General features: G+C 67.2%; 22 protein-coding genes. 15 read left to right on the plus strand and 7 right to left on the minus strand.

Annotated elements, in window-relative coordinates:
* Positions 1-7 precede the first annotated feature (7 nt).
* The 9 genes from ispG to lysS all read left to right on the plus strand — a co-directional run bounded on the left by ispG (position 8) and on the right by lysS (position 10,666).
* Positions 8-1,108, plus strand: coding sequence for a flavodoxin-dependent (E)-4-hydroxy-3-methylbut-2-enyl-diphosphate synthase (gene ispG / locus DFQ59_RS05460; protein WP_114278680.1), 1,101 nt, complete (start codon positions 8-10; stop codon positions 1,106-1,108).
* A gap of 48 nt (positions 1,109-1,156) precedes the next feature.
* Positions 1,157-2,455, plus strand: a complete 1,299-nt coding sequence (gene hisS / locus DFQ59_RS05465) for a histidine--tRNA ligase (protein ID WP_114279189.1) — start codon at positions 1,157-1,159, stop codon at positions 2,453-2,455.
* Between the two features lie 73 nt (positions 2,456-2,528).
* The gene (locus tag DFQ59_RS05470; RefSeq protein ID WP_170142050.1) at positions 2,529-3,182 is read left to right on the plus strand and encodes a YfgM family protein; all 654 of its coding nucleotides are present in this window, start codon (positions 2,529-2,531) and stop codon (positions 3,180-3,182) included.
* Positions 3,179-4,336: an outer membrane protein assembly factor BamB gene (gene bamB / locus DFQ59_RS05475; protein ID WP_114278682.1), complete on the plus strand. Its 1,158-nt coding sequence runs from the start codon at positions 3,179-3,181 to the stop codon at positions 4,334-4,336. Before DFQ59_RS05470 ends, bamB begins: the two co-directional genes overlap by 4 nt.
* Positions 4,337-4,362: 26 nt before the next feature.
* Positions 4,363-5,763, plus strand: a complete 1,401-nt coding sequence (gene der, locus DFQ59_RS05480; RefSeq protein WP_114278683.1) for a ribosome biogenesis GTPase Der — start codon at positions 4,363-4,365, stop codon at positions 5,761-5,763.
* Positions 5,764-5,953: 190 nt separating this feature from the next.
* Entirely contained in the window at positions 5,954-6,394 is a 441-nt protein-coding gene (locus tag DFQ59_RS05485) for an HIT domain-containing protein (protein ID WP_114278684.1), read from the plus strand.
* A gap of 83 nt (positions 6,395-6,477) precedes the next feature.
* Entirely contained in the window at positions 6,478-7,368 is an 891-nt protein-coding gene (gene htpX / locus DFQ59_RS05490; RefSeq protein ID WP_114278685.1) for a protease HtpX, read from the plus strand.
* 350 nt (positions 7,369-7,718) lie between these two features.
* A protein-coding gene (gene prfB, locus DFQ59_RS05495; protein WP_114278686.1) for a peptide chain release factor 2 occupies positions 7,719-8,817 on the plus strand; the annotation gives its coding sequence in 2 pieces (ribosomal slippage) (positions 7,719-7,793 and positions 7,795-8,817; 1,098 coding nt in all).
* 295 nt (positions 8,818-9,112) lie between these two features.
* The gene (gene lysS / locus DFQ59_RS05500) at positions 9,113-10,666 is read left to right on the plus strand and encodes a lysine--tRNA ligase (RefSeq protein WP_114278687.1); all 1,554 of its coding nucleotides are present in this window, start codon (positions 9,113-9,115) and stop codon (positions 10,664-10,666) included.
* A gap of 95 nt (positions 10,667-10,761) precedes the next feature.
* Here lysS and ygfZ read toward each other — a convergent pair whose 3' ends face one another.
* The 6 genes from ygfZ to DFQ59_RS05530 form a co-directional block, all read right to left on the minus strand.
* Positions 10,762-11,811, minus strand: a complete 1,050-nt coding sequence (gene ygfZ / locus DFQ59_RS05505; protein ID WP_114278688.1) for a CAF17-like 4Fe-4S cluster assembly/insertion protein YgfZ — start codon at positions 11,809-11,811, stop codon at positions 10,762-10,764.
* Between the two features lie 135 nt (positions 11,812-11,946).
* Positions 11,947-13,347, minus strand: coding sequence for a TRAP transporter large permease (locus DFQ59_RS05510; RefSeq protein ID WP_114278689.1), 1,401 nt, complete (start codon positions 13,345-13,347; stop codon positions 11,947-11,949).
* Positions 13,344-13,904: a TRAP transporter small permease gene (locus tag DFQ59_RS05515; protein WP_114278690.1), complete on the minus strand. Its 561-nt coding sequence runs from the start codon at positions 13,902-13,904 to the stop codon at positions 13,344-13,346. Before DFQ59_RS05515 ends, DFQ59_RS05510 begins: the two co-directional genes overlap by 4 nt.
* Before the next feature lie 21 nt (positions 13,905-13,925).
* Entirely contained in the window at positions 13,926-14,906 is a 981-nt protein-coding gene (locus tag DFQ59_RS05520; protein WP_114278691.1) for a TRAP transporter substrate-binding protein, read from the minus strand.
* Between the two features lie 238 nt (positions 14,907-15,144).
* The gene (locus DFQ59_RS05525) at positions 15,145-16,548 is read right to left on the minus strand and encodes a sigma-54-dependent transcriptional regulator (RefSeq protein WP_114278692.1); all 1,404 of its coding nucleotides are present in this window, start codon (positions 16,546-16,548) and stop codon (positions 15,145-15,147) included.
* A gap of 5 nt (positions 16,549-16,553) precedes the next feature.
* A complete protein-coding gene (locus tag DFQ59_RS05530; protein ID WP_114278693.1) occupies positions 16,554-18,818 on the minus strand; it encodes an ATP-binding protein in 2,265 nt (754 codons plus the stop codon).
* 92 nt (positions 18,819-18,910) lie between these two features.
* Here DFQ59_RS05530 and DFQ59_RS05535 point away from each other — a divergent pair, with 92 nt between their 5' ends.
* Both DFQ59_RS05535 and DFQ59_RS05540 read left to right on the plus strand, forming a co-directional pair.
* On the plus strand, positions 18,911-19,159 hold the full coding sequence (locus tag DFQ59_RS05535) for an FAD assembly factor SdhE (protein WP_114278694.1): 249 nt from the start codon (positions 18,911-18,913) through the stop codon (positions 19,157-19,159).
* Entirely contained in the window at positions 19,125-19,583 is a 459-nt protein-coding gene (locus DFQ59_RS05540) for a hypothetical protein (protein WP_114278695.1), read from the plus strand. The genes DFQ59_RS05535 and DFQ59_RS05540 overlap by 35 nt, the downstream gene beginning before the upstream one ends.
* Here the strand turns inward: DFQ59_RS05540 and nadB are convergent.
* A complete protein-coding gene (gene nadB / locus DFQ59_RS05545; RefSeq protein ID WP_114278696.1) occupies positions 19,522-21,162 on the minus strand; it encodes an L-aspartate oxidase in 1,641 nt (546 codons plus the stop codon). The two genes, DFQ59_RS05540 and nadB, sit on opposite strands and share 62 nt — an antisense overlap.
* Positions 21,163-21,490: 328 nt before the next feature.
* On the opposite strand from nadB, the gene rpoE reads away from it, so the two are divergent.
* From rpoE to DFQ59_RS05565, 4 genes are read left to right on the plus strand one after another with little or no spacing between them, the layout of a single operon-like run.
* A complete protein-coding gene (gene rpoE, locus DFQ59_RS05550) occupies positions 21,491-22,066 on the plus strand; it encodes an RNA polymerase sigma factor RpoE (protein WP_114278697.1) in 576 nt (191 codons plus the stop codon).
* Between the two features lie 40 nt (positions 22,067-22,106).
* Positions 22,107-22,673 (plus strand): sigma-E factor negative regulatory protein, encoded by a 567-nt coding sequence (locus DFQ59_RS05555; protein ID WP_114278698.1) that lies wholly within the window; start codon positions 22,107-22,109, stop codon positions 22,671-22,673.
* Complete coding sequence (locus DFQ59_RS05560) at positions 22,673-23,674, plus strand: MucB/RseB C-terminal domain-containing protein (protein ID WP_114278699.1); 1,002 nt, start codon at positions 22,673-22,675, stop codon at positions 23,672-23,674. Before DFQ59_RS05555 ends, DFQ59_RS05560 begins: the two co-directional genes overlap by 1 nt.
* On the plus strand, positions 23,667-24,143 hold the full coding sequence (locus tag DFQ59_RS05565) for a SoxR reducing system RseC family protein (protein WP_114278700.1): 477 nt from the start codon (positions 23,667-23,669) through the stop codon (positions 24,141-24,143). The genes DFQ59_RS05560 and DFQ59_RS05565 overlap by 8 nt, the downstream gene beginning before the upstream one ends.
* Positions 24,144-24,161: the final 18 nt, after the last annotated feature.

Consider the following 24,161-nt stretch of genomic DNA (forward strand, 5'->3'; position numbering starts at 1 on the left):
CCCTTCCATGCACGGTCCGGCAGCCGTAAAGCGCAGGGTCTCGCGCCGCATCATGGTGGGCAGCGTGCCGGTGGGAGGCGACGCCCCCATCAGCGTGCAGAGCATGACCAACACCGACACCTGCGACGTGGAGGCCACGGTGGCGCAGGTCCGGGCCCTGGAGCGGGCGGGGGCCGACATCGTCCGGGTTTCCATCCCGACCATGGACGCGGCCGAGGCCTTCGGTCGCATCAAGGCCCAGGTGCGGGTGCCCCTGGTGACGGACATCCACTTCGATTACCGCATCGCCCTGCGGGTGGCGGAGCTGGGCGCCGACTGCCTGCGCATCAATCCGGGCAACATCGGGCGCGAGGACCGTGTCCGCGCCGTGGTGGATGCCGCCCGGGACCGCGGCATTCCGATCCGGATCGGCGTCAATGCGGGGTCCCTGGAAAAGGATCTCCAGATCAAGTACGGAGAGCCCACGCCGGAGGCGCTGGTGGAGTCCGCCCTGCGCCACATCGATATCCTCGACCGGCTCTCCTATCCCGATTTCAAGGTGAGTCTCAAGGCGTCCGACGTGTTCATGACCGTGGCCGCCTATCGTCAGCTCGCCGGCCAGATCGAGCAGCCCCTGCACCTCGGCATCACCGAGGCGGGCGGACTGCGCTCCGGCGCGGTGAAGTCCGCGGTGGGGCTGGGCATGCTCCTGGCCGAGGGCATCGGCGATACGCTCCGCGTCTCCCTGGCCGCCGATCCCGTGGAGGAGATCAAGGTGGGGTTCGATATCCTCAAGAGCCTGCACCTGCGCAGCAAGGGCATCAACTTCATCGCCTGTCCCACCTGCGCCCGGCAGGAGTTCGATGTGATCGCCACGGTCAATGCCCTGGAGCAGCGGCTGGAGGATGTCATCGACCCGCTCGACGTGGCCATCATCGGCTGCGTGGTCAACGGACCGGGGGAGGCCCGCGAGGCCCAGGTCGGCCTGACCGGCGGCGACCCTGCCAACCTGCTCTACCTGGACGGCAGCCCGAGCCGCAAGGTGGGCAATGCGGGCCTGGTGGACGAACTGGAGCGGGTCATCCGCGAGCGCCTGCAGAAACAACGCGACACGGAACAGGACAGCTGAGCAGTGCTCTCCGCCCCGGCGGAGAGCGGAAAGGTCAACGGGGGAAACTTGTCCAAAGCAATTCAGGCCGTCCGCGGGATGAACGATATCCTGCCGGACCAGACGCCCTACTGGCAGCAGATCGAGGGTGCCGTGCGGGATATTCTCGCCGCGTACGGCTACGGCGAGATCCGCATGCCCATCGTGGAGCGGACCGAGCTGTTCGCGCGTTCCATCGGCGAGGTCACCGATATCGTCGAGAAGGAGATGTACACTTTCACGGATCGCAACGGCGACAGCCTGACGTTGCGTCCCGAGGGTACCGCCGGCTGCGTGCGCGCCGGGATCGAGAACGGGCTGCTCTACAACCAGGTGCAGCGGCTCTGGTATCTCGGTCCCATGTTCCGTCACGAGCGGCCGCAGAAGGGGCGCTACCGCCAGTTCCACCAGATCGGCGCCGAGGTGTTCGGCCTCGAGGGGCCGGACGTGGACGCGGAGCTGATCCTGATGACGGGCCGCCTGTGGCGGCAGCTGGGCATCGCTGACCTGGTGGAGCTGCAGATCAACTCCCTGGGCACCGCCGCGGCCCGCGCGGCCTACCGTGACCGGCTGGTGGACTACCTGAAGGAACACCATGCGGCCCTGGACGAGGACAGCCGGCGACGGCTGGAAACCAACCCGCTGCGCATCCTCGACAGCAAGAATCCCGACATGCAGCCGATTATCGGGCAGGCGCCGCTGCTGATCGATCATCTGGACCCCGAATCGCGGGCGCATTTCGATCGTCTCGTGGCGGTGCTCGAGGCGGCCGGCTTGCGCTATACGCTCAATCCGCGTCTCGTCCGCGGGCTCGACTACTACGGCCGGACCGTGTTCGAGTGGGTCACCGACGCGCTGGGAGCCCAGGGAACGGTCTGCGCCGGCGGCCGCTACGACGGCCTCGTGGAGCACCTGGGTGGCCGCGCCACGCCGGCGGTGGGTTTCGCCATGGGCCTGGAGCGGCTGGTGGCGTTGATGGAATCCGCGGAGCGGGCACGACCGGCCGATGTCGCCCCCCACGCCTACCTGGCGCTGCTGGGCGGCGACACGGTGCAGCAGGACGGGCTCCTGCTGGCCGAGCGGCTGCGGGATCGGGTGCCCGGTCTGCGGCTGCTGACCCATTGCGGCGGCGGTGGCCTCAAGGCCCAGCTCAAGCGGGCGGATCGCAGCGGTGCGGCCCTTGCGCTGCTGCTGGGCGAGAACGAGATCGCGCGCGGGGAAGTGGGGGTGAAGTACCTGCGCGAGGATCACGACCAGGAGAGTCTGGGCGAGGACGCCCTGTGCCGGTGCCTGGCAGCGCTGGTGGACGGTTCGGCCGCCGGGCATTGACGCGCCGCCGTGCGCGATCTGATGCCGGGCGAACATATCAGCAATTTCGGAAACCGAGAGACGGGAGCAGGCCGTGGATGTCTATGATTCCGAGCAGGAACAGATAGAAGCCATCAAGAAATGGTGGAAGGAGAACGGCGTGGCCATTCTCCTCGGCCTGGTGCTGGGCCTGGGTGGCGTGTTCGGGTGGCGCTGGTGGGTCGGCTACCAGGACCAGCGTGCCGTGGACGCCTCCGGCCTCTACGAGTCGGCCCTGGCGGCACTCGCCAAGGGTGGCGCGGAGCAGACCCGCGAGCTCGCGGATCGGCTCGCCGCCGATTACGCCGACACACCCTATGCGGTCCTGGCGGCCTTCGCGGCGGCCAAGGTCGCTGTGGACGGCGGTGACCTGGGTGCCGCCGAAGCGCGGCTGCGCTGGGCGCTGGACCATGCCGGGAGCGAATCCTACCGGCACATGGCGCGTCTGCGCCTGGCGCGGGTGCTGGTCAGCGCCGATCGCGCCGAAGCTGCCCTGACACTGCTGCAGGGGGTCGAGGCCGGCAGCTTCGCGCCCCGCTACGACGAGCTGCGCGGCGATGCGCTGGCGCGCCTGGGACGCCGGGACGAAGCCCGCGCGGCCTACGCCGCGGCTCTCGCCGCATTGCCCGCACCGGCGGAGAATCGCGATCTGCTGCAAATGAAACTGAATGACCTGGCAACCCCCGTGACGGGCAAGGAGGGCCAATGAAACGCCTGCTGACGCTGTTCCCGCTGTTCCTGCTCCTGGGGCTGGGGGGCTGTTCCACGGTAAGCGGCTGGATGATCGGCGAGGACAACGCCGAGCCTCCCACCCCGCTGGAAGAGTTTCCGCCCGAGCGTTCCGTCGCCACCCTGTGGTCCGCCAACGTGGGCGACGGCATCGACGGTCAGGCGATCCGGCTGCTGCCCGCCGTGGGGGGCGGTCGCGTCTACATGGCCGACGCCAACGGCCTGGTCGTGGCCCTGAATGCCGAGAACGGCCGCGAAGTCTGGCGCCGGGACCTGGACACCAGCATCAGCGGCGGGGTCGGGCTGGGCGAGGGCCTGGTCCTGGTGGGCACCAGCGATGCCGAGGTGATTGCGCTGGATGCCGACAACGGCAACGAACGCTGGCGCGCGCGGGTTTCCAGCGAGGTGCTGGCCGCGCCCCAGGCCGGCGAGGGCCGGGTGGTGGTGCAGACCATCGACGGCAAGCTCTGGGGGCTCGGCGCAGCCGACGGGGCGCGGACCTGGATCTACGACCGCGGCATCCCGGTGCTGACCCTGCGGGGCACCAGCTCCCCGGTCCTGGCGCGGGGCGCGGCCATCGCCGGCTTCGCCACCGGACGCCTGGTGGCGGTCCTGCTGGAGAAGGGCGACGTGGCCTGGGAGCGCTCCATCGCCATCCCCCGCGGCCGCAGCGAGATCGAACGCATGGTGGATATCGACGCCGAGCCGGTGGTGGTCGGGAACACGGTCTACGTGGTGACCTACCAGGGCCGGGTGGCCGCGCTGAACCTGTTCAGCGGCGAGGCCCTGTGGGAGCGGGAGATGTCCTCCTACAGCGGCCTGGGCGCCAACGAGCGCATGGTCTATGTCACCGACGAGAACGACCTGGTCTGGGGGCTGGAGGATCGGCGCGGCAGCGCGCTGTGGCGCCAGGACAAGCTGCGGGCCCGCCGCCTCACCGCGCCGGTGGTGGTGGATGGTGCGGTGGTGGTGGGTGACTTCGAGGGCTACCTGCACTGGATGTCCTCGGGCGATGGCCACTTCCTGGCCCGCAACCGCCTCGACGATCGCAAGGTTTCGGCGCTGGTGGCCGTTGGAAACACGCTCTATGCCGCGGGTGCCGACGGCGAACTGGCCGCGTTCCGGCTGCAGTAACCCCCAAACGAACCAGGCCAGACACCTTGAAACCGGTCATCGCGATTGTCGGGCGCCCCAACGTGGGCAAATCGACGCTGTTCAACCAGATTACCCGCAGTCGCGACGCCCTGGTGGCCGACATGCCCGGCGTGACCCGGGATCGCCTCTATGGCGAGGGCCGCATCGGCCTGCGCTCCTATATAGTCATCGACACCGGCGGGCTGAGCGGCGAGGCCGAGCAGCTGGACGGCCTCATGGCCCGCCAGGTGGAGCAGGCGGTGCAGGAGGCCGACGCGGTCCTGTTCATGGTGGATGCGCGCTCGGGCCTGATCCCGGGCGACCAGCGCATCTGCGACTGGCTGCGGCGGCTGGGCAAGCCGGTCAGGCTGGTGGTGAACAAGGTGGACGGCATCGACCCGGCCGCCGCGCTGGCGGAGTTCCACGGACTGGGGCTGGGTGAACCCTACCCGGTCGCCGCCGCACACGGCCGGGGCGTGGCCGGCCTGGTCGGCGAAGTCCTGGCCGGTTTCCCCGAATCCGCGGAGGAGGGCATGCCGACCGAGGACGAGGGCGGCATCCGGATCGCCATCGCCGGACGCCCCAACGTGGGCAAGTCCACCCTGGTCAACCGCATGCTCGGCGAGGAGCGGGTGGTGGTCTGCGACCTGCCGGGCACCACCCGGGACAGCATCTTCATCCCCCTGGAGCGGCGCGGGCGCCGCTACACCCTCATCGACACGGCCGGCGTACGCCGCCGGGGCCGCGTGCACGAGGTGGTGGAGAAGTTCAGCGTGGTGAAGACGCTGCAGGCCATCGAGGCGGCCCACGTGGTCATCCACGTGGTGGACGCCCGCGAGGGGGTGTCCGACCAGGATCTGCGGCTGCTCGGCTTCGTCATCGAAACCGGCAAGGCGCTGGTCATCGCGGTGAACAAGTGGGACGGCATGGATCGCGACGAGCGCGAGCGGGTCCGCAACGAGCTCAAGCGCCGCCTCGCCTTCGCGGATTTCGCCCGCATCCACTTCATCTCCGCCCTCCATGGCACCGGGGTGGGTGATCTCTACGCCTCGGTGGAGGCGGCCTACGAGGCGGCGACCCAGGCCCTGTCCACCACCCGCCTGACCCAGGTGCTTACCGACGCGGTGGCCGATCACGCCCCGCCGCTGGTCCACGGGCGGCGCATCAAGCTGCGCTATGCCCACCTGGGCGGGCGCAACCCGCCGCTGGTCATCATCCACGGCAACCAGACCGAGCATGTCCCCGACTCCTACCGGCGCTACCTCGTTAACACCTTCCGCAAGGTGTTCAAGCTGGAGGGGACCCCCGTGCGCATCGAGTTCAAGACCGGCGAGAACCCCTTCGCCGGCCGCAAGAACCCCCTGACTCCACGCCAGCAGGAGAAGCGCAAGCGGCTCATGCGCCACACCAAGAAGAAGGGGCGCTGAGAAGATTCAAGGATCAACCGCAGATTGGCATTGATTCTCGTGGATTTGAAAACGCCCATCCACGCGGAAGCAGCCTGTTCTGAAGCCTGTATCATGCCGAAAGCGGCTTTGTAACAACCTGGGCTGGCAACAGGAATCAACGAGAATCAACGTCAATCTGCGGTCACGGAAAGCCTTCCGAGGAGCGGTTATGGCGGCACTGCACGAACGGCTGGCGGCGGACTGCATCGAGCTGGGACGGTTTGCCCTGTGCCGGCTGCTGCTGATGAACGACGCCAACTACCCCTGGTTCATCCTGGTGCCGGATCGGGAGGGGGTGGAGGAGATCTGGCAGCTGGACGAGTCGGATCGGCTGCAGCTGCTGCAGGAATCCTGCTTCCTCGGCGAGCGGCTGGCGGAGTGCTTCTGCGCCGACAAGATGAACGTGGCGGCCCTGGGCAACGTGGTGCCCCAGCTCCATGTCCACCACGTGGTGCGACACCGTGACGATCCGGCCTGGCCGGCGCCGGTGTGGGGTCGGGTCCCGGCCCGGCCCTACAGCGAGGCGGGGCTGCGCCACCTGCGGCAGAAACTCAGGGGCTGCCTCGGCGAACGGGTCACCTGGGAACCGGAGCCGGCGGCGCCGGTCTGAACTCGTGGCGGACACTTGAAAGCCGTTGAGCGAGCCCATATACACCTTTGACGCAACGGCCCGGAGAAGGAGCCCATACGCCCATGTTCACCCGCATTGCCCTGTTCCTGGGCACCAACATCGCAGTCCTGTTCGTGCTCAACATCACCATGCGCCTGCTCGGCATCGAAAGCATTCTCGACGAGCAGGGCGTGGGGCTCGATCTGAACGCACTGCTGATCTTCGCGGGCGTGATCGGGTTCTCCGGGTCGCTCATCTCCCTGGCGATCTCCAAGTGGACCGCCAAGCGCATGACCGGCGCCAAAGTGATCGAGCGGCCCCGCAACGAGGCGGAAGCCTGGCTGCTGGACACCGTCGCCGGCCAGGCCCGCCGGGCCGGCATCGGGATGCCCGAGGTGGCCATCTACGATGCCCCCGACGTGAATGCCTTCGCCACCGGCATGAACCGCAACAACGCCCTGGTGGCCGTCAGCACCGGCCTGCTCGGGAGCATGACCCGCGACGAGGCCGAGGCGGTGCTGGCCCACGAGGTGAGCCACGTGGCCAACGGCGACATGGTCACCATGGCCCTGATCCAGGGCGTGGTGAACACCTTCGTCATCTTCCTCTCCCGGGTCATCGGTCACGTGGTGGACCGGGTGGTGTTCAAGACCGAGCGGGGACACGGCCCGGCATTCTGGATCACCTCCATCATCGCGGAGCTGGTGCTTGCGGTGCTGGCCAGCATCATCGTCATGTGGTTCAGCCGGCGGCGCGAGTTCCGCGCCGATGCCGGCGGCGCCCGACTGGCCGGACGGGAGAAGATGATCGCGGCCCTCGAGCGGCTGCAGGCGAACGTGCGGCAGCCCCACCTGCCCGACCAGATGGCCGCCTTCGGCATCTCCGGCGGCATCGGCACCGGCCTCAAGCGGCTGTTCATGACCCACCCGCCCCTGGAGGAGCGCATCGCCGCCCTCAAGGCCCGCTCCTCCTGAAGCCAGCCGTCGATCAACGCCAAGGCGCCAGGAACGCAAAGAAAAGATGAAAAAAGTTTTAACCGCAGATTACGCTGATTTACGCAGATTTCTCATACAATCCGAATAGTGTATCGCCCAAGCCGACCACGTTGCCTTGTGCATTCGCGGTCACGCGTGTTGGAAGGTTGCCTGACCAACGACTTTGGAATGGCACCGTCAATCAACGAAAATCCCGCTAATCTGCGGTAGCTTTATTAACTTTTTGTCTTTGCGTTCCTGGCGTCTTGGCGGTGATCTCCTGACCGGCGGAGGTTCCGCCCCGGCCCCGGCTCCGGTACAATTCCGCTTTTTCCCGGAGCGGAATCACGATGCTCGAGATCAACCCCATCCTGCAGCAGATCGACGACCTCCAGGGGCGCTATGAAGCCCTTAGGGGGTATCTTTGACTACGACGGCAAGCGTGAACGGCTGGAAGAGGTCGTAGGCGAGCTCGAGGATCCGGAGGTCTGGAACAAGCCCGATCGGGCCCAGGAGCTCGGGCGCGAGCGGGCCCGGCTGGAGGATGAGGTGAAGGCCCTGGAGGCCCTCGACCGGGGGCTCGGGGATGCCCGCGAGCTGCTGGACCTGGCCCGCGAGGAGAACGACGCCGGCACCGTCGAAGAGGTGGCCGCCGATGTGGAGCGCCTGGAGAGCCAGGTGGCGGGCCTCGAGTTCCGGCGCATGTTCTCCGGCGAGATGGACGGCAGCAACGCCTACGTGGATATCCAGGCCGGCTCGGGCGGCACCGAGGCCCAGGACTGGGCCAACATGCTGCTGCGCATGTACCTGCGCTGGGGTGAGCGGCACGACTTCAGAACCGAGCTGATGGAGGTCTCCGAGGGCGAGGTGGCCGGCATCAAGAGCGCCACCATCCTCTTCGAGGGCCCCTACGCCTACGGCTGGCTGCGTACCGAAACCGGCGTCCACCGCCTGGTGCGCAAGTCGCCCTTCGACTCGGGCAACCGCCGTCACACCTCCTTCGCCTCGGTGTTTGTCGCACCCGAGGTGGACGAGGATTTCGACATCGAGATCGACCCGTCGGACCTGCGCATCGACGTCTACCGCGCCAGCGGCGCCGGCGGGCAGCACGTTAACCGGACCGAGTCGGCCGTGCGCATCACCCACAATCCCACCGGCATCGTGGTGCAGTGCCAGAACGACCGTTCGCAGCACAAGAACAAGGCCCAGGCCATGAAGCAGCTGAAGGCCAAGCTCTACGAGCTGGAGCTGCAGAAGCGCAACAGCGAGAAGCAGGCCCTGGAGGACACCAAGTCGGACATCGGCTGGGGCAGCCAGATCCGCTCCTACGTGCTGGACCAGTCCCGCATCAAGGACCTGCGCACCAACGTGGAAGTGGGCAACACCCAGGCCGTGCTCGACGGCGACCTCGACGGCTTCATCGAGGCCAGCCTCAAGCAGGGACTCTGATTTGAATCACTCACCACGAAGGCCACGAAGAAAAACTGAAAGAATCTGTCTACCGCAGATTGACACTGATTGGCGCTGATTGGACGACGAAGGCTGTAACTCCCCGACATCCCTCCGGCATGAGCGTTTCGGATCGAGGGGCGGCACATCCACCAGCGATTCACCGCCGGTTCCTTGGTTGTGCTCCCACGACGGCCCGGGAGGCGATGGAAAATCAGCGTCAATCAACGTTAATCTGCGGTCTTGATCAGTCTTTCCCTATCATGCCTTGGTGGTGAATAGCGGACAGGAACAGATGACTGAACCGACCGAGCAGGAACAGATTGCCCAGCGCCGCGCCAAGCTGGCGGAGTTGCGCGAGAACGGCATCGCCTTCCCCAACGACTTCCGCCGCAACGTGGTGGCGGGCGAGCTCCACGCGGAGTATGGCGGGAAGGAGAACGAGGCGCTGGAGGCCGACCCGCGGCGCGTGGCGGTGGCCGGGCGCATCATGAGCCGGCGCATCATGGGCAAGGCTGCCTTCATGCACATCCAGGACATGTCCGGGCGCATCCAGGTCCACCTGCGCCGCGACGAGCTGCCCGAGGGGGTCTACCAGCAGTTCAAGCGCTGGGATCTGGGCGACATCGTCGGCGTGGAGGGGACGCTGTTCAAGACCAGGACCGGCGAGCTCACCGTGAAGGCGGAGCAGGTGCGCCTGCTCACCAAGTCGCTGCGGCCGCTGCCGGAGAAGTTCCACGGCCTCACCGACCAGGAGACGCGCTACCGCCAGCGCTACCTCGACCTCATCATGAACGAGGTGAGCCGCCAGACCTTCCTGGTGCGCTCGCGCACCATCGACGCCATCCGCCGCTTCCTCACCGACCAGTACTTCCTGGAGGTGGAGACGCCCATGATGCAGGCCATCCCGGGCGGCGCCGCGGCGCGCCCCTTCGCCACCTTCCACAACGCGCTGGACATGCAGCTCTTCCTGCGCATCGCGCCGGAGCTCTACCTCAAGCGCCTGGTGGTGGGCGGCTTCGAGCGGGTCTTCGAGATCAACCGCAACTTCCGCAACGAGGGGCTCTCGCCGCGCCACAACCCCGAGTTCACCATGCTGGAGTTCTACCAGGCCTACGCCGACTACCGCGACCTGATGGACCTCACCGAGACCATGCTGCGGCAGGTGGCCCGGGAGGTGCTCGGCACCACCACGGTGACCTACCAGGGCGAGACCTACGACTTCGGCCAGCCCTTCGCCCGGATGACCCTGAAGGAGTCCATCCTCCACTTCAATCCGCAGCTCACCGCCGCCGATCTGGATGACGAGGCCCGGGCGCGCACCATCGCCGGCGAGCTGGAGATTCCCCTGGAGGCGGGTTGGGGGCTCGGCAAGGTGCAGACGGAGATCTTCGAGAAGACCGTCGAGCACCGGCTGATGCAGCCCACCTTCATCACCGCCTACCCCACCGAGGTCTCGCCGCTCGCGCGCCGCAGCGACGCGGATCCCTTCGTCACCGACCGGTTCGAGTTCTTCGTGGGCGGGCGCGAGATCGCCAACGGCTTCTCCGAGCTCAACGACGCCGAGGACCAGGCCGAGCGCTTCCGCCGCCAGGTGGAGGCCAAGGAGGCGGGCGACGCCGAGGCGATGCATTTCGACGAGGACTACATCACCGCGCTCGAGCACGGCATGCCGCCCACCGCGGGCGAAGGCATCGGCATCGACCGCCTGGTGATGCTGTTCACCGACGCCCCCTCCATCCGCGACGTACTGCTGTTCCCCCACATGCGCCCGCGCGCCGGCCGCAAGGAGTCAGGGGATGGTGGAGAGCAGGAGCCCGGCGTACCTGACGAAGATCAGATAGTCTGACCTTACTGCTAAACAAGAGAAGCCGGTGTTGGCACCGGCTTCTCGTTCGGGTTTTGGGATTGTCCCCTCACCCATGACTCCTCACACCTCCCGCCCTAGGCCTTCTCCGGCAGCGCATAGGGCAGTTCGCGGAACTCCAGCTCCGGCCCCTCGGCATCCCCCAGCCGCATGCCGCCGGCTTCCACCGCCGCCAGCTCGGCCACCACCAGCATCTCGTAGCCGCCGCCCTGGGCCAGGGCGGCGTCGACCACCTTGCCGGGACCCTGTCCGCTCTGGCTGCCCGGCGCGTAGAGGTCGGTGCCCGGATCGGGCCGATCCGCGGCGGGGGCGAAGGCCCGGAACATGCGCCGCTTCTGCTTGCCGAGGTACTCGGAGCGGGCAACCACCTCCTGGCCGGTGTAGCAGCCCTTGATGAAGCTGATCCCCTGCAGGACCTGGAGGTTGAGCATCTGCGGCACGAACAGCTCGCTGGTGGCGGCATAGACCTCGGGCACTCCGGCCAGGATCGACTGCAGGCGCCAGGCTTCGGCCCCCACCGGCGCGGCCCAGGCGTTGAGCGACTCCCACAGCTTGCAGGCGGGCTCCAGGCTGCCGGCGATCTCGAACCGCGGCTGGGTGCCCGGCAGCCGGACCACCAGGAGATCGGGGGTCTGGATCACGGAACCCACCTCTTCCGGCACCTTGCCCAGGAGTTCGGACAGGTGGCGGTCCGCCTCGGGACCGAGGTAGCCGAACCGGACCATGGCGCTGCCGGCGTCCTCGAGGGTGACCTTGGACATGAGCACGTACTTGCGCAGGCGCTTGAGCGTCTCCTCGACGAGCTCGGCCGCGCACTGCAGGTAGTAGCCGTCGCCGCGGCGGAACAGCCGGAACAGGGTCAGGACGCGGCCCTTGTGGCTGCAGCTGGCGCCGAGGAGGCTGCTGTCGTCCGTGACATCGCGGATGTCACAGGTCAGCTGGCCCTGGAGGAAGGTGGCGGCATCGGCGCCATGGGCGGAGATGAGCCCCAGGTGATTGAGATCGCTCAGGACGTTGCCGGTGGTTGCCACCCGCAGTTCGCGTTCGGGATTGCCGAAATGCAGCACGCGGCCGTTGTCCATTTCAGCGCCCGCGTCGAGAAGAAACTTTTTCCAGCGTTCTTTCATGGGTGTCCGCTCCGGGAGTCATGCCGTACCGCGCAGCCATTACTGGCGTCTCATCATAGACACACCATCCGCGCTTGTCAGCAGGACAACCGTGGGGGTATGCCGCCGGACCCGGGCGGAGTCCGGCGGCGGGCGTTACCTGTATCCCCGCAGCGAGTCGATGTACTCGGGCAGGAACAGGGAAATCTGGGGGATGTAGGTGATGAGAATCAGGAACAGCAGCAGCAGCATCAGCCAGGGCAGGGCGGCACGGATGACCCAGCCGATGCTGTGGCCGGTGATGCCCGCGGTGACGAACAGGTTCAGTCCCACCGGCGGCGTGAGCATGCCGATCTCCATGTTCACCACCATGATGATGCCCAGATGCACCGGATCGATGCCCAGCTGCATGGCGATGGGGAACAGGATGGGGGCCATGATCAGCAGGATGGCCGAGGGCTCCATGAAGTTGCCCGCCATCAGCAGCAGGATGTTCACCACGATCAGGAAGCCCCAGGCGGGCAGGCCCCAGCCGACGATGGTCTCGGCGATGCCGTGGGGGATGCGCTCGGTGGTCAGCACGTGGGCGAACAGCATGGCGTTGGCGATGATGAACAGCAGCATGATGCTGACCTTGGCGGCGTCGAGCACCACCTTGCGCACTTCCGGATCGGTGACCGAGCGCGGCAGGGCCCAGAGCATCTGCAGGCCGTTGCGCAGCAGCAGGCGCGAAACGGATTCCCCCTCCCGGCGCCAGGGGATGTCCTTCATCGGGCCGATGTCGCGATAGCCCACCACCGCCACCAGGAAGGCGTAGACGGCCGACACCGCCGCGGCCTCGGTGGGGCTGGCCACACCCAGGTAGATGGAGCCGAGGACGATGACGATGAGCAGGATGCCGCCCGAGGCGATGAAGCCGGACTTGAGGATCTGCCGCAGCGGCGTGCGCTCCTGGGAGGGCAGTTTCTTGATGCGCGCCACGATGTAGATGGCCACCATCAGGATCAGGCCCATCATCAGCCCCGGGATGAATCCGGCCATGAACATGCGCGCGGCGGAGACCTCGGTGGCCGCCGAGTAGACCAGCATGACGATGGACGGCGGGATGAGGATGCCCAGGGTTCCGGCGTTGGCGATGACGCCCGCCGCGAAGCGCTCCGGGTAGCCGGCCTTCACCATGCCGGCGATGACGATGGAGCCGATGGCGGCCACCGTCGCCGGCGAGGAGCCGGACACCGCGGCGAACAGCATGCAGGCCATCACCGAGGCCATGGCCAGTCCGCCGCGGATGTGCCCCACGCTGTCGATGGCGAAGCGGATGAGCCGCTGCGCCACGCCGCCGGTGGAGAGGAAGGCCGAGGAGAGGATGAAAAAGGGAATCGCCAGCAGGGTGTAGTGTCCCGACAGCGCCTCGAACAGCTTCAGGGCGATGGAGGCCAGCGAGTCGTGGGAGAACATCAGGATGGTGGCGATGCTGGACAGCCCGAGCGCGATGGCGATGGGCATGCCCAGGAACATGCAGCCGAACAGCAGCAGGAACAGCATGGCGGTGGTCATGACCGGCCCTCCCCGCCATCCCGGTTGGCATCGGCGGCCAGGTGCATGCTCTCGCGGGCCTCGTCCGCCAGCTGGAAGCCCTCGGCACGACCCATGGCGATGGCCCACAGCAGCTGCAGCAGGCGCAGCGAGAGGAGCACGAAGCCGATGATCAGGATGCTGTGGGCCACCCAGGTGGGGATGGGCAGGTCCTCCAGCCCGATGCCGATGCGCTTCATCTTGTAGAGATAAATCCAGGAACCGTAGATGAACAGTCCGCAGTAGATCAGGGACAGGACCACCGCGATGCCGCTCACGACCCGCCGTCCCAGCGGCGGCAGCAGTCTCACCACCGCGTCCACGCCGATGTGGGCTCCCACCTTGAGGCCGTAGGAGACCCCGAACAGGACGAACCAGGCGGAGAGGTGCAGCGTCAGCTCCTGGGCCCAGATGAAGGTGGTGCCGAAGCCGAAGCGCAGCACCACCTCAAGGAACACCAGCAGGGTCATGGACACGAGGAGGAGGGAGATGACTCCCTCCTCCGCGCTGTTGAGGATGCGCTTGGCGAGCGTTCGCATCGCGGCGGTTCCGTCGTCGGGTTACTGGTTGCTGCTGTAGGCGGCCTCGATCAGATCCTTGCCGATCTCATCCTCGAACTGCTTCCACACCGGACGCATGGCATCGACCCACTGCTGGCGCTGCGCGTCGGTGAGCTCGATCACCTCGCTGCGGCCGGAGGCGATGATGGCCGCCTTGTCGGCCTCGTTCTTCTTGTTGGCCAAGTCGTTGGCATAGGCGAGCGACTCGTCCAGGGCCGCCTTCACCTCGGCGCGGATGTCATCGGGCAGGCCGTTCCAGAAGTCGCTGGAAGTGACCACCAGGTAGTCGAGCAGGCCATGGTTGGACTCGGTGATGTACTCCTGCACCTCGAAGAACTTCTGGGAATAGATGTTGGACCAGGTGTTCTCCTGGCCGTCGATGGCGTTGGTCTGCAGCAGGGTGAAGACCTCGGAGAAGGGTTTCTTCACCGCGGCGGCGTCGACGGCGTCGAACTGGGCCACCAGCACATCGGAGGCCATGACGCGGAACTTCAGCTTGTGGGCGTCCTCGGGCACCCGCAGGGGCGAATGGGCCGAGAGCTGCTTCAGGCCGTTGTGGAGATAGCCGAGGCCGAGCACGCCCTTGTCCTCCATGGAGGTGAGCAGCTGCTGACCCTCGGCGCTCTGCTGGAACCGCTCCACCGCGGCCATGTCCTTGAACAGGAAGGGCAGATCGAAGATCTGCAGGGCCTTGGTGTAGCGCTCGAACTTGGACAGGGCCGGAGCGGCAATCTGCACATCGCCGAGCAGCATGGCCTCGAGCACCTTGTCGTCGCCGAAGAGCTGGGAGTTGGGATAGACCTCGACCACCACCTTGTCGCCCAGGCGCTGCTCCACCAACTCCTTGAACTTGATGGCCATCTGGCCCTTGGGGGTGTTCTCGGCCACCACGTGGGAGAACTTGATGACGATGGGGGCGGCGGAAAGGGGACCGGCCGCGACGAGGGCAAGCAGGGCCAATGCAGCAGTCAGTACTCGCATGATTTGCTCCTCCTGGTGAACTCCGGGTTATCGGGTTGTGGGCGACTCCAGGGTGAAGGGAAGGGCGCCTGTATCCGGATAGAGCAAAGGATAGGCCAGAAATGCCTGGAATTTATAAAAGACAGAATAAACAATTGGATGGGAAGTAATGCTGGAATCCATGCCAGGAAAAGGTGGCGGAATTCCGCCCAAACGGTCGTTTGCATGGGCGGGAATCCGCCTGTTGCGCCTGCCCCGGCTACTTGTAGTTGCGCCGGTCCAGGCCGTGCCTGCGCATCTTGTCGGTGAGGGTCTTGCGCGGAATTCCGAGGGCCTCCACCGTCTCCTTGATGCTGCCCTTGTGGGCGCGAAGCTCCTGTTCGATGAGGCTGCGTTCGAAGCAGTCGATGTGCTCCGGCAGCGTCATGCCCTCCAGGCTGAAGCCCTGGGTGACCCGGTCCAGGTCATAGCCCAGGGACTCCCCCAGCAGGACGTAGCGCTCGGCGGCATTGCGCAGCTCGCGAACGTTGCCGGGCCAGGCGTGGGAGAGCAGCGCCCGGATCTGCTCGCTGCTGAGCGGCGGCGCCTCGCGCTGGTAGCGCGAGGAGGCGACCAGGAGGAAGTGCTGGAACAGCAGGGGGATATCCTCGCGCCGTTCACGCAGCGGGGGGATATCGATGGTGACCACGTTGAGGCGGTAGTAGAGATCCTCGCGGAACTCCCCCCGGGCGCAGGCTTCCCTGAGATCCACCTTGGTCGCCGCCACCACCCGCAGGTCGAGGGGGATCAGCTCGTTGGAACCGAGGCGTTCCACCGCCCGCTCCTGGAGCACCCGCAGCAGCTTCACCTGGACCGCGAGGGGCATGCTCTCGATCTCGTCCAGGAACAGGGTGCCCCCGTTGGCGTGCTCGAACCTGCCGATGCGCCGGCCCTGGGCGCCGCTGAACGCGCCGGGCTCGTGGCCGAACAGCTCGCTCTCGATCAGGTTCTCCGGTACGGCCCCGCAGTTGACGGCCACGTAGTTGTGCCCCTGGCGGCGGCTGTGCTCGTGCAGGGAGCGGGCCACCAGCTCCTTGCCGGTGCCGGTCTCGCCGAGGATGAGCACGTCGGCCTGGGTGTCGGCCAGCCGGGCGATGAGGGCCCGCAGCCGCTGCATGGACGGCGTGTTGCCGATGATCCGCGGCCCCGGGGCGCTGTGGGCCTCCAGCTCGACCCGCAGGGTGCGATTCTCCAGGGTCAGGCCGCGCTTCTCCAGCGCCCGGCGGACCACCTCGATGAGGGTTTCCGCGGGGAACGGCTTTTCGATGAAGTCGTAGGCGCCATCGCGCATGGCGTTCACCGCCATGGAGATGTCGCCGTGTCCGGTCACCAGGATCACGGGCAGGTCCCGATCCACGGCCAGTGCCTGCTCCATGAAGGCGAGCCCGTCCATGCGCGGCATCTTGATGTCGCACACCACCACGCCGGGCCATTCACGACTGAGCAGGGGCAGCGCCGCGGCGGCGTTGTCGAAACTCTGCACCTCGAACCCGGCCAGCTCCAGGGTCTGCTGGCTCGCCATCCGGATGTGCCTTTCATCATCGATGAAGATGACCGGTCCTGTTACTCCCACCGTGGTCTCCTGTTCGCCGTTGTGTTTCTGTCCCGGGGGAAATCCGTCCATGGGGCTCAACCATGTGCCGATTCCCGGTCTGCGCTTTCCGCCCGGGGCAGCTCCAGGGTGAATTCCGCGCCGCCCCCGGCTGCCCGGCCGGCATGCAGGGCCCCGCCCATCTCCTCGGTGATGCGCTTGGAGATGGACAGGCCCAGACCGAGCCCGGTCTCCTTGGTGGTGAAGAAGGGGTCGAAGACCTGCGCCACCAGTTGCTCGGGGATGCCGGGGCCATGGTCACGGATGACCAGGTCGACGCGCCCGTCATGGGCCGCGGCGGCGATCTCCAGCCGCGGCTGTTCGCTCCCTTCCATGGCCTGCAGCGCATTGTTGATCAGGTTCACCAGCACCTGCTCGAGGCGCACGGCGTCACCCCGGACCAGCAGATCCCCCTCCGGCAGGCTGCACACGACCTCCGCGTTGAGGGCGCGGATCCGGCTGGTGAGGATTCCCAGCGCCGCTTCCACCGCGGCGGACACGGAGACCGGGACGCTGCGTCCCGAGGTCTTGCGGGCGAACACTTTCAGCTGGGCGCTGATCTGCGCCATCCGATCGGTGAGGGCGGCGATCTGCTCCAGGTTCCAGCGCGCGTCATCGGGACGCTGCTGGTCGAGCAGGGCGCGGGCATTGTCGGCGTAGGTGCGGATGGCGGCCAGGGGCTGGTTCAGCTCGTGGCTCACGCCGGTGGCCAGCTGGCCCAGCACGGCGAGTTTTGCCGCCTGTATCAGTTCGTTCTGGGTGCGGCGCAGGGCATCCTCGGTGCGGCGGTGCTCATCGATCTCCCGGGTCAGCCTGGCGTTGGTGCGGGAGAGATCGGCGGTGCGCTCCTGGACGCGGCTTTCGAGCATGTCATGGGCGCGGCGCAGTGCGTCCTCGGTGCGCTTCAGTTCGCTGATGTCGTGCACGGTGGCGATGAACTTGCGCTCCGCGCCGATGCGCATCTCCCGGACCGCCAGCTCGGTGGGGAAGCGGCTGTGGTCCTTGCGCAGTCCCGCGACCTCGACCGAGCCGGAGCCGCTGAGGGGGCTGCGATCGAGCTCGCACTGGAGTCCGGCCCGATCGTCGGGAGCGAGGAGACGGGTGATGTGTGCCCCCCTGATCTCTTCCGATCGATAGCCGAACAGCTGCTCCGCGGTCGGGTTGAAGGACTCGATGGTGCCGCGGCCGTCGGTGGTGATGAGGCCGGCGTGGGTGTTGTGGATGATGGTGCGGACCCGCAGTTCGTTCGCCTCCAGCACCTTCTTGGAGCGCAGTTCGTAGATGCTCCGTTCCCGCAGGCGCAACCGCCGCTGCACCAGGAACAGGGAGGTCAGGAGCAGCAGCGCGAAGAGGAAGGCGGCCGTCAGGACGGCGCGCAGCACCTGGGCATGCACCGGTTCCAGCCCGGTGAGTATATGGACGTTCCAGCCGGCGGAGGGCATCGGACGGACCAGCTCCAGGAATTCGCGGGCCTGCGGGCGCCGGGTGCCGTCTTCCCGCAGGCGCACCAGCCGGGCGGCGGGAGCGATTTCCCCGACCGCGGTGACGGGCAGCACCGGCAGCGGCAGGTCGCTGTAGCGCCGGTTGGCGCGGATGCGCCGCAGCTGGTCCGGCTCCAGGGGGTGCAGGGTGTTGAATTTCCAGTCCGGGCGGGAACTGCTGAAGATGACCCCGTCGGGGTCGGTGACCAGGAATTCGAACCGGTCGCCGCCCCAGCGCGACTCCAGGGCGCTGATATTCACCTTCACCACCACCACGCCGCGGATGGCACCCGCCGCGCGGACCGGATAGGCGAAGTAGTAGCCCCGCTTGTTGGAGGTCGTCCCGAGGGCGAAGAAACGTCCCAGGCCGCCGCGCATCGCCTCCTGGAAGTAGGGCCGGTAGCTGAAATTCTCGCCCACGAACGGCGTGCCGGAGTTCCAGTTGCTGGCTGCCAGCGTCAGGCCGGTCCTGTCCATCAGGTAGGTGTCCGATGCGCCGGTGATGCCGTTCAGGCGCTCCAGACGCCGGTTGACCGCGTCGACCCGGTCCGGTTCGCCGGGGTGGTTGAGCAGTTCCAGGAGATGGGGGTCGGTGGCCAGGAGCTCGGGCAGGATTTCGTACTTCTCCAGCTCGCGCTCCACATTGGCGATGTAGAGGTTGAGGTTCTGCCAGCCCTGGTCCATCAGTCCCTGCAGGCTGGCGCTGCGGGTCCACACCGCTGTCTGCCACAGGATCAGCGCGAACAGGCCGGCGAAGGTGGTGGCCAGCAGCGTGCGCCGGCGGCGTCGGGCGAGGTTGCGGAAGCGCGGACTTTCGGTCATCGCTCGGTCCAGGGGGGTGACGTATTCCCTATAATACCCCCGTACCGCCCCAAACCCTGACCCGAGACCGAGCGAGGCTGACGACAAAACCGATGAGCGAGGACAAGCGTGCGCGACTGCGCTGGCACTGCCGCCGCGGGATGCTGGAGCTGGATGTCATCCTGCAGCGTTTCGCCGATCAGGACCTGGACCGTCTCGACGGGGCGGCCCTGGCGGTGTTCGAGCGCCTGCTGGAGCAGTCCGATCCCGACCTGATGGACTGGCTCCTGAAAGGGGAGCCGGTACCCGACCCGGAGCTTGCCGGCCTTGTCGAGCGGATCCGAGCCCTGTCTGCGCATTGAGCCCCGGGCCACGGCGCCCGAGCGGCTGTACCACCTGCTCACCCATGGCCTGGCGCTGGGGGCGGTCATGCTCTCCGGCGCGCCCGCCTGGAGCCTGGTGCCGGTGGCGCCGGCGGTGGGCTGGAGCCTGCTCCGTGTCTGGCGGCGCCGGGTCGCGCGGCGGGGCAGGGCGGCTCTTGCCGCGGTGTCGGTGGATGCCGGGGGGCGCTGGTGGGTGGAGGACGGGACCGGACAGCGGCACGAGGTGGTGCCGACCGGCCCCGGGCTCACCGGCCGCTGGCTGGTCCATGCCCGGCTGCGCAGGCGGGACGGAGCACACTACACCCTGCTGGTGACGGCCGGCGGCGCCGAAGAGGAGATGCTCAGGCGCCTGCGGCGTCGGCTCGGCGCCGGAACGTCGGCTGCGGCGGCAGAAGAACCGTAGGGGACGGCGGCCGGGTGTCGTCGGGCCGGGGGTAGTCGAGGGTATAGTGCAGGCCGCGGCTCTCCTTGCGGGACATGGCCGAGCGGATGATGAGATCGGCCACCTCCACCAGGTTGCGCAGCTCCAGCAGGTCGTCAGTCACCCGGAAGTGGCTGTAGTACTCCCGGATCTCCCGGCGCAGCAGCTCGACGCGGCGCTTGGCCCGCTCCAGCCGCTTGTTGGTGCGCACGATGCCCACGTAGTCCCACATGAACCGCCGCAGCTCGTCCCAGTTGTGGGAGACCACCACCTCCTCGTCGGAGTCGGTGACCCGGCTCTCGTCCCAGGGCGGCAGCTGGGGCGGGAGCGGAACCTCCTCGAGCTGGGCGACGATGTCCTGGGCGGCGCTGTCGGCGAAGACCAGGCACTCCAGGAGCGAGTTGCTGGCCATGCGATTGGCCCCGTGCAGCCCGGTGTAGGCCACTTCCCCCACCGCGTAGAGTCCGGCCACATCGGTGCGTGCCTGCAGGTTGGTCATGATGCCGCCACAGGTGTAGTGGGCGGCCGGCACCACCGGAATGGGCTCGCGGGTCATGTCGTAGCCGAATTCCAGGCACTTCTCGTAGATGGTGGGAAAGTGGCCGCGGATGAAATCGGCCGGCTTGTGGCTGATGTCCAGCAGCACATGCTCCACCCCCAGGCGTTTCATCTCGTGGTCGATGGCACGGGCGACGATATCCCGGGGCGCCAGCTCGGCGCGGGGATCCAGTCCGGGCATGAAGCGGGTGCCGTCCGGGAGCAGCAGCCGTCCCCCCTCGCCACGGACCGCCTCGGTGATCAGGAACGACTTGGCATGGGGATGGTAGAGGCAGGTGGGGTGGAACTGGTTGAATTCCATGTTGGCGACCCGGCAGCCGGCCCGCCAGGCCATGGCGATGCCGTCCCCCGTGGAGACGTCCGGATTGCTGGTATAGAGGTAGACCTTGCTGGCGCCGCCGGTGGCCAGCACCGTGAACCGGGCCTGGAAGGTCTCGATGCGCTGGGTGCTGCGATCCAGGACATAGGCCCCGAGGCAGCGGCCGCCCGGCAGGCCGAGCTTGCCGGCGGTGATGAGATCCACCGCGATGTGGCTCTCGTGGAGGGTGATGTTGGGGCGTTCGCGCGCATCCGACGCGAGGGTGGTCTCGATGGCCCGCCCGGTGGCGTCCGCGGCATGGATGATGCGGCGGTGGCTGTGGCCGCCCTCGCGGGTCAGGTGGTAGCGCAGCACCCCGTCAGCGTCCCGCGCCTGGGTGAAGGGCACGTGCTCGTTGATGAGCCAGTCGATGCAGGCGGGGGCATGGTTGACGGTGAACTCCACGACCTTCGGCTCGCACAATCCCGCGCCGGCGACCAGGGTGTCCTCCACGTGGGACTGGAAGGAGTCCTTGCTGTCGAGCACCGCGGCGATGCCGCCCTGGGCATAGAGGGTGGAGCCCTCCTCGATTTCGGACTTGGACAGCACGGCGATGCGCGTGGTCTCGGGAAGGCGCAGGGCAACACTGAGCCCCGCGGCGCCACTGCCGATGATGAGAACATCGAAATCGTGCTGAACGGTCATCGCTCGCTGGTCATCCTGTCCTGGCGCGGTGGATCGAACCGAATCTCCCGCCGTGGGGCCCGGTCCGCTGCACCAGACGGGACCGGGCGGACGGGCGCAGCGCAACAGTGGTGGAGTGCGGAGAAACCGGCCACAATATACAGCCAATCAGGGGCAGGGGCCACGCCGAGTGCCGCACCCGTGATCCAGTGGAGCCCGTGACCCATGGCATGATGAGCGCAAGAATGCGGCTGTACCGCCTTTTTCGCCACGGTGCCGAACTCTGGTGCATGGATATTGTCTACCGTAACAGGCGCACGGATGCGCCCCGGATGTCAGGATCGAGTGGATGGGAGAACAGAGGACAGACCAGGAGCTTGTCGCACGGGTACAGAGAGGAGACAAGCGAGCCTTCGATGTCCTGGTCCTTAAGTACCAGCATCGGCTGGCAAAGCTCATCACACGTTATGTCCACGATCCCAGCGAGGTTCAGGATGTGACCCAGGAGGCCTTCCTCAAGGCTTACCGTGCGCTGCCCAAGTTCCGGGGCGAGAGCGCCTTCTACACGTGGATCTACCGTATCGCCATCAACACGGCCAAGAACTACGTGGTGTCACAGGCCCGCCGACCACCTGATACGGATATCGATGCCGAGGAAGCCGAGCAGTACGAGGGCGCCCCCGGCCTGAAGGAGAATGCATCCCCCGAGCGCATGCTGTTGCGGGACGAAATCCAGCAGACTGTCTTCGATGCCATCGAGCAGCTGCCCGAGGATCTGCGCACCGCCATCACGCTGCGGGAACTGGAAGGTCTCAGCTACGAGGAGATTGCCCAGACGATGGATTGTCCGGTCGGTACCGTCAGGTCGCGGATTTTCCGCGCCCGCGAGGCGATCGACCGCAAGCTCAGACCCCTGCTGGATTGATGGACACGGCAGACAAACAACAAGTTGGGTGGACAAGCACATGACCGAACAGAAGCATGAGCAGCTGTCTGCGCTGGTGGACGGCGAACTGGGGGCCGATGAGACCCGGGTACTGCTCAACGAGCTGGAGTCGGACCCGGAGACCCGGGGTTGCTGGGAACGTTATCACCTGATCGGCGAAGCGTTGCGAGGCGCTCTGCCGGAGCGGATGGACCCGGGCCTTGCCGCCCGGGTGGCCGCCGCGCTGGAGGACGAACCCGCCATCCTGGCGCCGGCCAACCTGCGCCTGCACCGGCTGAGCCCCTATCTCAAGCAGGCGGCCGGCATGGCCATCGCCGCCGGTGTGGCGGTGGCGGCGGTGCTGGTGGTGCCGGTGCTGGTGCGCGAGGAGCCGGCCGTTGCTCCCCCGCAACAGGTGGCCTCCTCCCAGATGGCGGGCCCGGCCGGGATCATGCGTACCGAGCTGAGCCCGGCGGAGCGCTCCCGCACCCTGGTGGACGAACGGCTGCAGGATTACCTGGTCAACCACTATGAGCACTCCGCCATAACGCGCGTACAGGGAGTCCTGCCCTACGTGCGTATCGTCGGAAGCAGCGACCAGCGTTGATGTTCCGAACCGGTTCGAGCCTGGGAAGGATTCTCCTGGCAGCCCTGCTGGCGGCCTGTGCCCAGGCGGTGGCCGCCGATTCGGATCCCGGACCGCAGTCGATCATAGCGCACATGGCCGAGGCCACGCGCACCCTCAACTATGAAGGCACCTTCGTCTACAGCCACGAAAACCGGTTGGAAACGGTCCGGGTGATACACGCTTTCCAGTCCGGACGGGTACGTGAACGGCTCATTCATCTCAACGGCACACCCCGGGAGGTGCTGCGGGACGAGAGCGGGGTTACCTGCATCTATCCCGATGCCCGATCGGTGGTGGTGGAGCGGAATCCGCCCGGAGAGATCCTGCAGCCGGCCCAGGACATGGACGTGGAGCGCCTGGCCCGGCACTACCGGCTCAGCCTGGGCGCCAGGGCCCGGATCGCCGGCCGTGACGCGCAGGAGGTCGCCATCGACCCCCGGGATGGATATCGCTACGGCTACCGCCTCTGGGTCGACCGCGACAGCGGACTTCTCCTGCGATCCGACCTCGTTGACCGGGGGGGCGAACTGCTCGAACAGATACTCTTCGTCACCCTGGAGGTGCGCGACGAGATTCCCGACTCGGCGCTCGAACCGACCATCGGCGTCAAGGGCTGGTCCTGGTTCGACGAGTCCGGCCGGAGCTCCCCGGAGCAAGGGCTGGATGAGGGCTGGTCGGCCCACTGGCTGCCGCCGGGATTCGAACCCACCACCCGCAGTGTTCGGCGTCTGCAGCGTGTCCCCGGGCCGGTACGCTATCTCGGCTTCAGCGATGGACTGGCGTCCGTGTCGGTCTACATCCAGGAGCAGAGCATGGTGACGGAAGGCGGCGGCAGCGTCGCCAGCCTGGGTGCCGCCCACGCCTTCTCGGTCGCGGTGGAAGGCCACCAGGTGACCGTCGTGGGCGAGGTTCCGGCGGAGACGGTGGAGCGGGTTGCCAACTCGGTACGCCGGACCGCCACGGAGAGCCGGGATGATTGAAGAAGCGGGCCGCGTCGTGGCGGTGGAAGGCGCATTCGCCTGGGTAGAGACCCGGCGCAGGACTGCCTGCGGCAGCTGCTCCGCCCAAGCGGGCTGCGGCACTTCGGTGCTGGACAAGATGTTCGGGCAGCGCATGAACCGTATCCGGGCCCTGAACCAGGCCGAGGCCCGGGTCGGGGATGAGGTGATCATCGGCCTGAGCGAGTCGGCCCTGGTCCGAGGTTCCTTCGCCGTCTATGCCATCCCGCTGGTGGGGCTGTTCGTCGGCGCCGGTCTGGCGACAGCGATGTCCGGCGCGGAAGGCGAAGGACTGGCGATACTGGGCGGAGTACTGGGGCTGGCAGCGGGATTTCTCGCCGTGCGCCGTTTCAGCCGCCGCATCCAGACCGACCGGAACTACCAGCCGGTGGTCCTGCGCAGCGCGCTGCAGCCCGTCGGTTTCAAGGTCAGCCTGCACAACCCAAGCTGAACAGAACAGGAGAGAATG

The organism is Thioalbus denitrificans (assembly GCF_003337735.1).
Lineage (GTDB): Bacteria > Pseudomonadota > Gammaproteobacteria > DSM-26407 > DSM-26407 > Thioalbus > Thioalbus denitrificans.

Coding starts and splice junctions, on each gene's coding strand:
- rpoE (WP_114278697.1), top strand. CDS start 21,491: ATGGGAGAACAGAGGACAGACCAGGAGCTTGTCGCACGGGTACAGAGA.
- DFQ59_RS05555 (WP_114278698.1), top strand. CDS start 22,107: ATGACCGAACAGAAGCATGAGCAGCTGTCTGCGCTGGTGGACGGCGAA.
- DFQ59_RS05560 (WP_114278699.1), top strand. CDS start 22,673: ATGTTCCGAACCGGTTCGAGCCTGGGAAGGATTCTCCTGGCAGCCCTG.
- ispG (WP_114278680.1), top strand. CDS start 8: ATGCACGGTCCGGCAGCCGTAAAGCGCAGGGTCTCGCGCCGCATCATG.
- ygfZ (WP_114278688.1), bottom strand. CDS start 11,811: ATGAAAGAACGCTGGAAAAAGTTTCTTCTCGACGCGGGCGCTGAAATG.
- DFQ59_RS05530 (WP_114278693.1), bottom strand. CDS start 18,818: ATGACCGAAAGTCCGCGCTTCCGCAACCTCGCCCGACGCCGCCGGCGC.
- DFQ59_RS05510 (WP_114278689.1), bottom strand. CDS start 13,347: ATGACCACCGCCATGCTGTTCCTGCTGCTGTTCGGCTGCATGTTCCTG.
- htpX (WP_114278685.1), top strand. CDS start 6,478: ATGTTCACCCGCATTGCCCTGTTCCTGGGCACCAACATCGCAGTCCTG.
- DFQ59_RS05525 (WP_114278692.1), bottom strand. CDS start 16,548: ATGGACGGATTTCCCCCGGGACAGAAACACAACGGCGAACAGGAGACC.
- DFQ59_RS05535 (WP_114278694.1), top strand. CDS start 18,911: ATGAGCGAGGACAAGCGTGCGCGACTGCGCTGGCACTGCCGCCGCGGG.
- DFQ59_RS05520 (WP_114278691.1), bottom strand. CDS start 14,906: ATGCGAGTACTGACTGCTGCATTGGCCCTGCTTGCCCTCGTCGCGGCC.
- lysS (WP_114278687.1), top strand. CDS start 9,113: ATGACTGAACCGACCGAGCAGGAACAGATTGCCCAGCGCCGCGCCAAG.
- DFQ59_RS05565 (WP_114278700.1), top strand. CDS start 23,667: ATGATTGAAGAAGCGGGCCGCGTCGTGGCGGTGGAAGGCGCATTCGCC.
- bamB (WP_114278682.1), top strand. CDS start 3,179: ATGAAACGCCTGCTGACGCTGTTCCCGCTGTTCCTGCTCCTGGGGCTG.
- DFQ59_RS05515 (WP_114278690.1), bottom strand. CDS start 13,904: ATGCGAACGCTCGCCAAGCGCATCCTCAACAGCGCGGAGGAGGGAGTC.
- nadB (WP_114278696.1), bottom strand. CDS start 21,162: ATGACCGTTCAGCACGATTTCGATGTTCTCATCATCGGCAGTGGCGCC.
- DFQ59_RS05485 (WP_114278684.1), top strand. CDS start 5,954: ATGGCGGCACTGCACGAACGGCTGGCGGCGGACTGCATCGAGCTGGGA.